The organism is Streptomyces sp. NPDC008313, from assembly GCF_042956125.1.
Lineage (GTDB): Bacteria > Actinomycetota > Actinomycetes > Streptomycetales > Streptomycetaceae > Streptomyces.
In genome coordinates this window covers 102704-114656 of the sequence record NZ_JBIBFR010000012.1, presented here as the reverse complement: position 1 = coordinate 114656, position 11953 = coordinate 102704, and the positions used below count along the sequence as shown (strand labels likewise).

Annotated in this window: 13 protein-coding genes; 7 read left to right on the top strand and 6 right to left on the bottom strand. The window is 74.0% G+C overall.

The window, feature by feature from the left end:
• Nucleotides 1-162 precede the first annotated feature (162 nt).
• On the top strand, nt 163-1227 hold the full coding sequence (locus tag ACFY93_RS18040; RefSeq protein WP_391359641.1) for a substrate-binding domain-containing protein: 1065 nt from the start codon (nt 163-165) through the stop codon (nt 1225-1227).
• A gap of 95 nt (nt 1228-1322) precedes the next feature.
• On the opposite strand, the gene trxA is transcribed toward ACFY93_RS18040, so the two are convergent.
• Nucleotides 1323-1706 carry a thioredoxin gene (gene trxA, locus ACFY93_RS18035; RefSeq protein ID WP_391359637.1) on the bottom strand — a complete coding sequence of 128 codons (384 nt, stop codon included), beginning with the start codon at nt 1704-1706 and terminating at the stop codon, nt 1323-1325.
• Between the two features lie 121 nt (nt 1707-1827).
• Between trxA and ACFY93_RS18030 the strand changes: the two genes are divergently transcribed.
• The gene (locus ACFY93_RS18030) at nt 1828-3258 is read left to right on the top strand and encodes an FAD-dependent oxidoreductase (RefSeq protein ID WP_391359634.1); all 1431 of its coding nucleotides are present in this window, start codon (nt 1828-1830) and stop codon (nt 3256-3258) included.
• 57 nt (nt 3259-3315) lie between these two features.
• Here the strand turns inward: ACFY93_RS18030 and ACFY93_RS18025 are convergent, their stop codons facing one another.
• A complete protein-coding gene (locus ACFY93_RS18025) occupies nt 3316-3972 on the bottom strand; it encodes a peptide deformylase (protein ID WP_391359631.1) in 657 nt (218 codons plus the stop codon).
• A 221-nt stretch (nt 3973-4193) separates the two neighbouring features.
• On the opposite strand from ACFY93_RS18025, the gene ACFY93_RS18020 reads away from it, so the two are divergent.
• The 3 genes from ACFY93_RS18020 to ACFY93_RS18010 all read left to right on the top strand — a co-directional run bounded on the left by ACFY93_RS18020 (nt 4194) and on the right by ACFY93_RS18010 (nt 7456).
• On the top strand, nt 4194-5159 hold the full coding sequence (locus ACFY93_RS18020; RefSeq protein ID WP_391359628.1) for a pirin family protein: 966 nt from the start codon (nt 4194-4196) through the stop codon (nt 5157-5159).
• A gap of 159 nt (nt 5160-5318) precedes the next feature.
• Entirely contained in the window at nt 5319-6707 is a 1389-nt protein-coding gene (locus tag ACFY93_RS18015; RefSeq protein ID WP_391359625.1) for a rhodanese-like domain-containing protein, read from the top strand.
• Nucleotides 6704-7456 carry a TSUP family transporter gene (locus tag ACFY93_RS18010; RefSeq protein WP_391359623.1) on the top strand — a complete coding sequence of 251 codons (753 nt, stop codon included), beginning with the start codon at nt 6704-6706 and terminating at the stop codon, nt 7454-7456. Before ACFY93_RS18015 ends, ACFY93_RS18010 begins: the two co-directional genes overlap by 4 nt.
• Nucleotides 7457-7485: 29 nt before the next feature.
• On the opposite strand, the gene ACFY93_RS18005 is transcribed toward ACFY93_RS18010, so the two are convergent.
• Nucleotides 7486-7764, bottom strand: coding sequence for a metal-sensing transcriptional repressor (locus ACFY93_RS18005; protein WP_391359922.1), 279 nt, complete (start codon nt 7762-7764; stop codon nt 7486-7488).
• Nucleotides 7765-7850: 86 nt separating this feature from the next.
• Here ACFY93_RS18005 and ACFY93_RS18000 point away from each other — a divergent pair, with 86 nt between their 5' ends.
• Both ACFY93_RS18000 and ACFY93_RS17995 read left to right on the top strand, forming a co-directional pair.
• Complete coding sequence (locus tag ACFY93_RS18000; RefSeq protein ID WP_391359621.1) at nt 7851-8423, top strand: rhodanese-like domain-containing protein; 573 nt, start codon at nt 7851-7853, stop codon at nt 8421-8423.
• A gap of 66 nt (nt 8424-8489) precedes the next feature.
• Nucleotides 8490-9452 (top strand): DUF389 domain-containing protein, encoded by a 963-nt coding sequence (locus tag ACFY93_RS17995; protein WP_391359618.1) that lies wholly within the window; start codon nt 8490-8492, stop codon nt 9450-9452.
• A gap of 398 nt (nt 9453-9850) precedes the next feature.
• On the opposite strand, the gene lpdA is transcribed toward ACFY93_RS17995, so the two are convergent.
• The 3 genes from lpdA to ACFY93_RS17980 all read right to left on the bottom strand — a co-directional run bounded on the left by lpdA (nt 9851) and on the right by ACFY93_RS17980 (nt 11933).
• A complete protein-coding gene (lpdA, locus tag ACFY93_RS17990) occupies nt 9851-11251 on the bottom strand; it encodes a dihydrolipoyl dehydrogenase (RefSeq protein WP_391359615.1) in 1401 nt (466 codons plus the stop codon).
• A 116-nt stretch (nt 11252-11367) separates the two neighbouring features.
• On the bottom strand, nt 11368-11709 hold the full coding sequence (locus ACFY93_RS17985; protein WP_391359612.1) for a DUF3140 domain-containing protein: 342 nt from the start codon (nt 11707-11709) through the stop codon (nt 11368-11370).
• Nucleotides 11706-11933 carry an HVA1 family protein gene (locus ACFY93_RS17980; RefSeq protein WP_391359609.1) on the bottom strand — a complete coding sequence of 76 codons (228 nt, stop codon included), beginning with the start codon at nt 11931-11933 and terminating at the stop codon, nt 11706-11708. The genes ACFY93_RS17985 and ACFY93_RS17980 overlap by 4 nt, the downstream gene beginning before the upstream one ends.
• Nucleotides 11934-11953 lie beyond the last annotated feature (20 nt).

Sequence of the window (11953 nt, the reverse complement as noted above, 5' to 3'; positions counted from 1 at the left end):
CGCCCCGCCCGTCCGGGCGGGGCGGGCAGGCCGCCGCCCGGGACACCCCGGACGGCACCGGCCGGCTCCACGGCGCGCCCAACAGGGCTTCGGCGTACGGCCGCTGACGCCCTGTACGGGGCCACCCGCCGCAGCGGTGCTTCTGGAAGGATGCGGTACGTCATGGTGCAGATACCGAAACAGCCCGCCCCGCCCCCGCCCGCACCGCGCCCCGCGCCGACGAGCGCCGACGTGGCCCGTCTGGCCGGCGTCTCCCGCGCGACCGTCTCGTACGTCCTGAACAACACCGGCGCCGTCCGCATCAGCGAACCCACCCGCCGCCGCGTCCACGAGGCCGCGGAGGAACTCGGCTACGTGCCGCACGCGGCGGCCCGCACGCTGCGCTCCGGGCACAGCCGCATGGTTCTGATGCCCGCGCCGCCCATGCAGGTGGGTCCGCTCTACAGCCGGTTCCTGACCGAACTCCACGGTGCCCTGGGCTCTCTCGACTACACCGTCGTGCAGTACGGCGGCGCCGGTCTGCACGGTGACGAGGCGGCGCGCGCCTGGGCCGAGCTGCGGCCCGTCGCCGTGCTGGTCCCGGGCAGCGGCCTTGGACGGCAGGGGGTGGACATCCTCAAACGCTCCGGCGCGCGCGCCGTCGTGACACTCGGCCCCCAGCGCGTCGACGGCGCCCACGCGCTGATCATGGACCACGCCCGGGTCGGCCACAGCGCGGGCGCGCATCTCGTGGCCCGCGGCCGCCGCCGCATCGGCGTGGTCATGCCGGAGGAACCCGGCCTGGAGGTCTTCTCCCGCCCCCGCCTCGACGGCGTACGCGCCGCGGTGAGCGGCGCGGACCGGCCGGAAGGCGGTGCGGGGGGCCCGGCCGCCGCAGCGGTCGAACTGCCGCTCGCCTACGAGGAGGAGGCCGCCGCCCGCCTCGCCCGGCGCTGGCGCTCCCTCGGCCTGGACGCGGTGTTCGCGTACAACGACGAGTACGCGATGCTGCTGACGCGCGCCCTGAAGGACGAGGGCATCGGCATCCCGGACGAGACGGCCGTCGTCGGCGCCGACGACCTGATGCTCGGCCGGCTGCTGCGGCCCCGGCTCAGCACGGTGCACATCGAACTGCCCTCGGGGCGCGACCTCGCGGAACTCGTCGACCGCGCGGTCCGCGACCCGGGCGGTCCACCCGAGGAGCACGACGTGCTCGACGCGAGAGTCGTGCACCGCGAATCCAGCTGAGGGCGGCCGGGCCGGCCGCCGACCGCACGGGGCCTGCCCTGCCCCGGTGACGGCCCCTCCCGCCCCGGGAGGGGCCCGGCTCCCCGCCCTGCGCCCTACTCGCCCTGATCGGCCTGCTGTGCCTGCTGCGCGGCCACGGACTTGCGGACCTCGTCCATGTCCAGCTTCCGGGCCTGGCCGATGACGTCCTCCAGCGCGGACTCGGGCAGCGCACCCGGCTGCGCGAACACGGCCACCTGATCACGGACGATCATCAGGGTCGGGATCGACTGGATACCGAAGGCCGCGGCCAGCTCCGGCTGCGCCTCGGTGTCCACCTTGCCGAAGACCAGGTCGGGATTGGCCTCGGCCGCCTTCTCGTACACGGGGGCGAACTGACGGCACGGCCCGCACCAGGACGCCCAGAAATCGATCAGGACGAACTCGTTGTCCGTGACCGTCCGGTCGAAGTTCTCCTTGGTGAGCTCCATGGTGCTCATGGCTGAATCCCTCTTCCTGGTGTATGGGGCGAAGCCGCCGTGCACAACGCCGTCGGCGGACGGCGTATTCCGCGCCCATACCCGTGTGGCCACGGCGCACACCACCGACCAGACTGGCCCCATGACGGAAACGGAATCCATCGCGTACGACGTCGTGGTGCTCGGGGCCGGACCCGTGGGGGAGAACGTCGCCGACCGCGCCCGCGCGGCGGGCCTCTCCACCGCGGTGGTGGAGAGCGAACTGGTCGGCGGCGAGTGCTCCTACTGGGCCTGCATGCCCAGCAAGGCACTCCTGCGGCCGGCCATCGCCCGCGCCGACGCCCGCCGCGTACCCGGCCTCAGGCAGTCCGTGCAGGGCCCCCTCGACGCGGCCGCCGTGCTGGCCCACCGGAACTACTACACGAGCCACTGGAAGGACGGAGGCCAGGTCGACTGGCTGGAGAGCACCGGAGCCCACCTCTACCGGGGGCACGGGCGGCTCGCCGGGGCGCGCCGAGTCACGGTCGACGGGCCAGAGGGCGAGCGGCACGAGCTCACCGCCCGGCAGGCCGTCGTCGTGGCCACCGGCAGCCGCGCCCTGCTGCCCGGTCTGCCGGGCCTCGACGAGGTCAGGCCCTGGACGAGCCGCGAGGCCACCAGCGCCCAGTCCGTCCCCGGGCGGCTGGTCGTCGTGGGCGGCGGCGTCGTGGGCGTCGAGATGGCCACCGCCTGGCAGGCGCTCGGCTCGCGGGTCACCCTCCTCGTACGGGGGGAGGCTCTGCTGCCACGGATGGAGCCCTTCGCCGGGGAGCTGGTCGCCGAGGCGCTCACCGAGGCGGGCGCGGACGTACGGACCGGCACCTCGGTCACCGGGGTGACCCGCGAGGGCCCGACGGTCATGGTCACCACCGGCACCGGCGACCGCGTCGAGGCCGACGAGATCCTCTTCGCCACCGGCCGCGCCCCCCGCACCGACGACCTCGGTCTGGAGACGGTCGGCCTGGAACCCGGCTCCTGGCTGTCCGTCGACGACAGCCTGCGGGTGTCGGGAAGCACCTGGCTGTACGCGGTCGGCGACGTCAATCATCGCGCCCTGCTCACCCATCAGGGCAAGTACCAGGCACGCATCGCGGGAGCCGCCATCGCCGCCCGCGCGCAGGGCGTGCCCCTGCTGGAGAGCGACCGGTGGGGGGCGCACGCGGCGACCGCGGACCACGCGGCCGTCCCGCAGGTCGTCTTCACCGACCCCGAGGCCGCCGCCGTGGGCCTCTCCCTCGCCGAGGCCCGGGAGGCGGGCCGCCGCGTCCGCGCCGTCGACGTGGACCTGTCCACCGTCGCGGGCGCCGGGCTCTACGCCGACGGCTACCGCGGACGCGCCCGCATGGTCGTCGACCTCGACACCGAGACGCTCGCCGGCGTCACCTTCGTCGGCCCCGGGGTCGGCGAGCTGATCCACTCGGCCACGATCGCCGTCGCCGGGGAGGTCCCGATCAGCCGGCTCTGGCACGCGGTGCCCTCCTACCCGACGGTCGGCGAGGTGTGGCTGCGGCTCCTGGAGGCCTACCGGGGGTAGGAGCGGGCGCCCGGGGCGTACGTCCCACGCGGGGCGTACGCCTTCGGGGCGTGCGTCCTACTCGGGCAGTGCGAAGCCGAGGGCCCGCGCCGCCCGTACCGGCGTCGGCTCGTTCCAGCGCTCCGCCATCGCCTGACTGGACGCGAGCGAGCGCGGTTCCGCGTGATCGACGTAGAGCATGCCGTCGAGGTGGTCGGTCTCGTGCTGGACGATGCGCGCGGGCCATCCGGTGAGGACCTCGTCCACCGGACGGCCGTGCTCGTCGAACGCGGTGAGCCGCACCTCGGCGTGGCGCGCGACCACCGCCTGCCAGCCCGGCACGCTCAGGCAGCCCTCGTAGAACGCGGCACGCGCCCGGCCGACCGGCTCGTACGCCGGATTGACCAGTACCCGGAACGGCAGGGGCACCCGTCCGCGGGCACGGCGCACCTCCTCGGGGACCGGCGCCGGGTCCTCGACGACCGCGAGCCGCAGGTCCACACCGACCTGCGGGGCGGCCAGCCCGACGCCGGGAGCCGCGTGCATGGTCGCCCGCAGGGCGGCGACGAAGCGTGCCAGCAGGCCCGGGTCCAGCTGGCCGTCGAAGGGCTCGGCGACGCGGCGCAGCACCGGGTCGCCGGCGGCCACGATCGGCAGGGGGCCCTCGTGTGCGAGGAGTTCCTCGACCTGGTCGCTGACGGACCGCGAGGGGGTGGGGTCGCTCAGTGATGCCATCGCGCCAGCATGCCAAGACGGACGGCCGCGCGCACGCAACCTCCGCGAAGGGCCGCGTCCTTCCCCGTCCTTCCCGGCCGTGCGCCTCCGCCGCCCCCGGCCATCCGGCCCGGGCCCCCCGGTCCGCGACCCCCGATCCGCGGACCCCGGCCCGGACCGTCCGGGCGGGCCACGGTCCGACGGCCTGACGCGGCGGGCGCGACCCGGCTAGGTTGAGCGGCATGAGCAATCTTGATCGCGAGGCGGTTCCCGCGCTCTGCGGCGGCCGCGGTTTCGTGGTGGCCGAGCCGGTACGTGAACTGCTCAGCCCCCGCCGGGTCAAGCTCGGCGAGTCCACCGAGGTCCGCCGTCTGCTGCCCAACCTGGGCCGGCGCATGGTCGGCGCCTGGTGCTTCGTCGATCACTACGGTCCCGACGACATCGCCGACGAGCCCGGGATGCAGGTTCCGCCGCATCCGCACATGGGCCTGCAGACGGTCAGCTGGCTGCACGAGGGGGAGGTGCTGCACCGCGACTCCACGGGCAGCCTGCGGACCATCCTCCCGCGCCAGCTGGGCCTGATGACCTCCGGCCGGGCCATCAGCCACTCCGAGGAGAGTCCCAGGCCGCACGCCCGCCTGCTGCACGGCGCGCAGTTGTGGGTGGCCCTGCCGGACCGGCACCGCCACACCGACCCGCGCTTCGAGCACCACGCCGAGCTGCCCGTCGTCACGGCCCCGGGCCTCACCGCCACGCTCATCCTGGGCACCCTCGACGGCGCGACCTCGCCCGGTACGACGTACACGCCGCTGGTCGGCGCCGACCTGGCGCTGGCGGGCGGCGCCGACGTGCGCCTGCCGCTGGAGCCCGGCTTCGAGTACGCCGTCCTGTCGATGTCCGGCGAGGTCCAGGTGGACGGCGTCCCGGTGCTGCCCGGCTCCATGCTGTACCTGGGCTGCGGGCGCACCGAACTCCCGCTGCGCGCCGCGTCGGACGCGGGGCTGATGCTCCTCGGCGGCGAGCCCTTCGAGGAGGAGCTCGTCATGTGGTGGAACTTCATCGGCCGCTCGCACGCGGACATCGAGACCGCCCGGCGGGACTGGATGGAGGGCGACCGCTTCGGCGAGGTGAAGGGCTACGACGGTGACCGGCTGTCCGCCCCCGCCCTGCCGCCGGTGGCCCTGAAGCCGCGGGGCCGTGTGCGCTGACCCGAGGTGAGGTACCCGTGGGACGGGCGTGGCCGGGCGGCCCGTACGTCCCACGGCGGGCCCGGGCCGTCTCCGCCCTGAGAAATACCCCGGGGGGTATCACTGTTACAGTGGAGGGACAGATACCCCCCGGGGTAAAGCTTATGGGAGGAGCCGACCGTGTTCTTCGTGGACGTCCTGGAGACCGAAGGCCTGGGCAACCGCAGTTACCTCGCGGGCGGGGCCACGACGGCGGTGGTCGTCGACCCGCCGCGCGACGTGGAGCGGATCGTGGTGGCGGCGGCCGGCCGCGGGGTGCGGATCGGGTACGTCGTGGAGACCCATGTGCACAACGACTACGTCACCGGCGGACCGGAGCTGGCCCGGCTGACCGGCGCGCGGTACCTGGTGCCGGCCGGGGCGGCGGTCTCCTTTGCCCGGGTCCCGGTCGCCGACGGCGACAGCGTCGCCGTCGACACCGGCCTGAGCCTGCGGGCGATGGCCACACCCGGACACACCCCGCACCACATGTCCTACCTGCTGGCCGAGGACGGTCGGGAGGTGGCCGCGTTCACCGGTGGGTCGCTGCTCATCGGCACGGTCGGGCGCCCCGATCTTGTCGAGCCGCGGCTGACCGAACAGCTGGCCCGCGCCCAGCACGCCTCCGCGCACCGGCTGGCCGCCGAGCTCCACGACGACGTGCGGGTGCTTCCCACCCACGGCTTCGGGAGTTTCTGCTCCTCCTCGCAGGCCGGGGGCGAAGCCAGCACCATCGGCGAGGAGCGGGCCGGCAACGACGCGCTGACCCAGGACGCCGACACCTTCGTGGCGCACCTGCTGGCCGGGCTGGAGGACGTGCCCGCCTACTACGCGCACATGGGCCCGCTCAACGCCGGCGGTCCGGCGCCCGTGAACCTGACCCCGCCCGAGCCCGCCGACGGCGAGGAGATCGCCCGGCGTCTGGCCGCCGGGGAGTGGGTCGTCGACGTCCGCAGCCGCACCGCCTTCTCGCGGGGGCACGTGGCCGGGACGTTCAACTTCGAGGCCGAGGGCAAGCTCGCCACCTATCTGGCCTGGCTGATCCCGTGGGGCAGGCCCGTCACCCTGCTCGCCGCGACCGCCGAGCAGCTCGCCGCGGCCCAGCGGGAGCTGGTGCGGGTCGGCATCGACCGTCCGGCCGCGGCCGCCACGGGCGGGCCGGCCTCCTGGCTGCGGGCGGGTGAGGACCCGCGTACCTTCCCCCGCGCGGACTTCGCCGCGCTGCGGCGGGCCCGCGAACGCGGTGAGGAGCCGGTGGTGCTGGACGTGCGCCGCGACTCCGAGCGCGCCGCCGGACACCTGCGCGGATCGGTGCACATACCAATCCACGAACTGCACGGGCGCACCGGAGAAGTCCCGGCCGGGCGGGTGTGGGTGCACTGCGCGGGCGGGATGCGGGCCGCGATCGCCGCCTCGATGCTCGACGCGGAAGGCCGTGACGTGGTCGCGGTCGACGACGGCTTCGACGCAGCCCGGGACGCCGGCCTGCCCGTCGTACGTGGGGACGGCGAAGGCGGCCCGACGGCGTGAGTGTGCTGATCCTGGCCCTGACCGCCGGGGCCGTGGTCGGTCTGGCGCTCGGCGCGCTCGGGGGAGGCGGCAGCGTCCTGGCCGTTCCGGCCCTGATGTATCTGCTCGGCTTCACCCCGGCCGCCGCCACCACCGCGAGTCTGTTCATCGTCACCGCCACCTCGGCGACCGCCCTGTACGCCCACGCTCGCGCCGGACACGTCCGCTGGAGGGCCGGAGCGGCGTTCGCCGCCGCGGGCGTCGTCCCCGCCGCACTCGCGGGGCAGGGCGCCGCCCGCCTTCCGCAACCGGTCCTGACCGCGGCCTTCGCCGCGGTCGCCGCACTGGCCGCCGTGAAGATGCTGCGCCCCGGGCCGGAGCCGGCCCCGGAGGGGGCGCGGACCGTGCGGCCCCTGAAGGCGGGGGGCGCCGGGGCCGGGCTGGGCGCGGTGACGGGACTGCTCGGCGTGGGCGGCGGATTCCTCGCCGTTCCCGCGCTGGTCACCGTCCTCGCGTTCGAAATGCAGGCCGCCGTCGGGACCAGCCTGCTGGTCATCACGGTCAACTCGCTGACGTCCCTGTTCACCCGCTCCGGCGGGACGACGGGACTGGACTGGGCGGTCGTCGCACCGTTCACGGGTGCCGCGATCCTGGGCGCCCGGGACGGCAGGCGGCTGGCGGAGAAGGTGTCGGGGCGCGGCCTTCAGCGGCTGTTCGCCGTCATGCTCCTCGCGGTCGCCGCGTTCATGCTCGCCGACGCGCTGACGTGACCGGTGGGTCGGACCGGGAAACCGGTGGGTCAGGCCAGGGAGAGGAACAGCTTCTCCAGCCGGGCCCGCATCTGTCCCCGGTCCGCGGCCTCGTACCTGCCGTCGGTCATGCAGTGCTGCAGACCGGTCGCGATGATCGCGAACCCGGCCCGGTCCAGAGCGCGGGAGACCGCCGCCAGCTGCGTGATCACGTCCTCGCAGTCCCGGCCCTCCTCGATCATCCGGATGATGCCGGCGATCTGGCCCTGGGCCCGCTTGAGCCGGTTGAGCACCGACTTCAGCTCGTCGGCCGCCATGTCCAGCTCCACGTGTCCTCCCTCGTCCATACCCGCAGGGGTATTCTATCCCGTTCGGGGCCCTTGGCCCCGGCCCGTACAGAAAAGGAACACCGCGCATGACCACCCTCCTCTCCGTCCTCCCCGCCCAGGCGGCGGCCCGGCTCGGCGACTACACCGTCGTCGACGTCCGCACCCCCGGCGAGTACGCCTCCGGCCACCTTCCCGGCGCCCACAACGTCCCCCTGGACCGCCTGCGCGCCGCGCTGCCCGCGCTGAGGGCCGCCGCGGCCAGGGGAGACCTGCTGATGGTCTGCGCCTCCGGCAACCGCTCCGCCACCGCGTGCGGCGAACTCGCCGCCTCCGGCGTCCCCGCGGCCACCCTCACCGGCGGCACCACCGCCTGGGCCCGGCAGGGACACGCGCTCGACAGCCCGGAGGGCGCCGGGCGCGTCTGGGGCATGGAGCGCCAGGTCCGCCTCGCCGCCGGCTCCCTCGTCCTGCTCGGTCTCGCCGTGGGCACCCGCCACCGTCGCGCCCGGCTGCTCTCCGGGGCGATCGGAGGCGGCCTGGTCTTCTCCGCCCTCAGCGGCACGTGCGGCATGGCCGCCGTCCTCGCCAGGCTGCCCCACAACCGGCCCCGGCACGCCGACCTCGACGCCACCCTCGACACCCTGCGGCACGGGGTGTGAGGCGACACGGGGCTCGGAGGGGCCCCGTGTGCCCGGCCGCCGGGGCGGCCGGGCACAATGCCGTGCGTGCTGCATGTTCGAGTGATCACTCCCGCCGACCGGACCGACGAGGTGCTGCGGACCGCGGCCGCCTCGCACGCGGTCGCCAACATCCTCAGACTCCCGGGCGCCGCCTACGAGCCGGCGGGTGACCTGGTCGAGTTCGAGGTCGCCCGCGAGGGGGCGAACGCCGTCCTCGCGGGGCTGAGGGACCTCGGGCTGAAACACACCGGCGCCGTCACGGTCCAGGAACTCGACCTGTCGATCTCCGACGCGGCCGAGAAGGCCGAACACGCGGCGCCCGGTGACCCCGACGACGCCGTCGTCTGGGAGGGCCTCGCCGCCCGTACAGCCGCCGACGCGAAGCTGACCTGGGCCTTCCTGGCGTTCCTGACGCTGGCCACCCAGATCGCGGCCATCGGCGCGCTGCTCGACCAGCCCATTCTCATCGTCGGCGCGATGGTCCTCGGACCGGAGTTCGGACCGGTCGCGGCCATGTGCCTGGGACTGCTGCGGCGCCAGTGGCCCCTGGTCGGCTCGGCCGCCCGCAGCCTCGTGATCGGCTTCGCCGTCGCCGTGGCGATCACCCTGGTGTGCGCCTGGGCCGCCCGCGCGCTGGGCTGGATCACGCCGGACATGCTCGACGACAGGCCGCTGACCGACTTCATCATCCACCCCGACCGCTGGTCGTTCGTCGTCGCCCTGCTGGCGGGCACGGCCGGGATCCTGTCGCTGACCGCGGGGAAGTCCTCGGCACTGGTCGGTGTCTTCATCTCGGTCACCACCGTGCCGGCCGCCGGAAACCTCGCCGTGGCCGTCGCCCTGGGGCACTGGGGCGAGGTGGGTGCCTCCCTGACCCAGCTCGGGGTGAACCTGGCGGGCATGCTCATCGCCGGCATACTCACGCTGTTCACGCAGCGCACCCTCTGGGCCCGCTTCGGGCACTCCGCCCCGACGGCCGCCGGCCCGGGGAGCCGCCGGAGCCTCTGAGGCGGTACATGCGAGGGACCGGGGGCGGCCGCCGTCGTGGCCGCCCCCGGTCCTGTGCTCGGCCGCGCCAGGCGTCACCGGGTCCGCGTCGCCCGTGTCCCGGGCGGCGCCGACAGGGGTGTCTCCCTCCGGACCCGGCCGTCAGGTTGTCCGGTGACGGTCCATCAGATCCCGGGAGCCACCACGTGAACGAGACGCCCGACTTCGACGAGCTGCGCGAGCGTGCCATGTTCGGCGGAGTGGGCCGCAAGAACTGACCCGCGTGGCCCCCGCGACGCCGCGGCGGCCACGGACGAACGGGTCCGCGAGCAGGCGGGACGAGGGGGCAGACCGCCCCTCGCGGCCGGGCCGGGCCCGGGGCGCCCGGCCGGCCGCGGTCCCCGCGCGGTCCGGCGGAGCTACATGTTGATCATGTGCCCGGCCAGGCCGTGGACGGCCTCCTTGACCGCCTCGCCGAGCGTGGGGTGGGCGTGGACGTTGCGGGCGACCTCGTGCACCGTCAGGTCCCACTGCTGGGCGAGCGTCAACTCCGGCAGCAGCTCGGTCACTTCGGGCCCGATGAGATGGGCGCCCAGCAGCTCGCCGTGCTCGCCGTCGCTGATGACCTTGACGAAGCCGACCGCGTGTCCCAGACCGTGGGCCTTGCCGTTGGCGGTGAACGGGAACTTCATCACCTGGACGTCGAAGCCCCGCTCGCGCGCCTGGGCCTCCGTCCAGCCGAAGCTGGCGACCTGCGGCTGGCAGTACGTGGCCCGCGGGATCATCGTGTAGTCCAGCTCCATCGTCTCCGCGTCGGCGATGGTCTCGGCGGCCACCATGGCCATGGCCTCCGCCGCGTGGGCCAGCATCAGTTTCGCCGTGACGTCCCCGATCGCGAAGATGTGGGGCACGCTGGTCCGGCAGCGTCCGTCGACGTCGACGGCGCCGCGCTCGGTGAGGCGGACCCCGGTGGTCTCCAGGCCGTAACCCCGCACGTTCGGGGCGAAGCCGATCGCCTGGAGCACCTTGTCCGTCTCCAGCGTCCGGCGCTCACCGCCCTGTTCGACGGTGACCCGGACGCGCTCGCCCGAGTCGTCGATGTCCGTCACGGCGGTGCCCGTGAACACCTGGATCCCGAGCTTGCGGTAGTGCTTCGCCAGCTCCTTGGAGATCTCCTCGTCCTCCAACGGGACCATGCGGTCGAGGAATTCGACGATCGTCACCTCGACGCCGTAGCTGCTCAGCACGTAGGCGAACTCGACGCCGATCGCGCCCGCGCCCGCGATGACGATGCTGCCGGGCAGTGTCCCGGAGAGGATCTGGCTCTCATAGGTGACCACACGCTCGGACAGCGACGTACCGGGCAGCAGCCGCGGACTCGCCCCGGCCGCGATGACGCAGTGGCCGAACGTCACCGTCTCGGTGGTGCCGTCGGCGGAGGTGACCACGAGGGTGTGGTCGTCGGTGAAGGCGCCCCGCCCCTCGAACTTGGTGATGGCGTTCTTCTTCATCAGATAGTGGACGCCCTTCACCCGGCCGTCCGCGACCTTGCGGCTGCGCTGGTGGGCGGCCCCGTAGTCGGCGGTCACCCCGCCGCCGACGGAGATCCCGTAGTCCGCGGCCTCGTCCCTGACGAAGCGCACCATCTCGGCGTTGCGCAGCAGGGCCTTGGAGGGAATGCAACCGACGTTGAGGCAGACGCCTCCCCAGTAGCGCTCCTCGACGATCGCGGTGGAGAGGCCGAGTTGCGCGCTGCGGACGGCGGCGGTGTAGCCGCCGGGCCCGGCTCCCAGGACAAGAACATCAAAGTGTTGGCTCACAAGGGATCAATCCTTGTCCCGGGTGCGTCGTCACGCAACCGGACCGCTCCGGCCGCCCGGCGTGACGTTCGCCTCACCGTCGTGGGCCGGTGTCGGCGGCCGGCTCCGTGCCCGGGTCATCTGGTGGGGTCGTGGCCCCAGTTCATCAGCGAGTACCGCCAGCGGGTGCCGGTGATGTCGCCCTGCGGACGCTGCTCGATGTGCCGGTGCACGTAGCCGACGACCTTGCGCATGTGGGCCAGGTCGTCCTCGCCCAGCTCGGCCCGCTTCGTCCGCAGCAGGCCGACGATGCGGCGGCCGGACGCGTGGCCGACGCTCTCGCCGGAGCCGTCGGACTGGCCCACCTCCCGCGACTCGGGCGTCTCCAGCCACTTCTCCAGCTCGCCCGCGGTCATGTTCACGGCTTCGCCGAACAGCCGCTCGGTCTCCTCGCGGTCCGCGTCCGCGTCGCCGCTCACGAACCCTTGCCCTTCTTCCGCAGCGCCTCGGTCCTGTGCACCGCGTGGCGGCCGGACGCGTCGCTCTCGACCTCGTACTGCGGCTCGTCCGGGGAGGCGGCGACGGTACGGCCGGCCGCCTCGGACCGCTCGGTGATCTTCTTCTTCACCGTGCCGCGCACGGTCTGTCCGTGGCTCTTCCAGGTGACGTCGTCGCCCTTGCGGAGCTTCTTGTCCTCGGCCATGAGGAGTCCTCCTTCCGAAG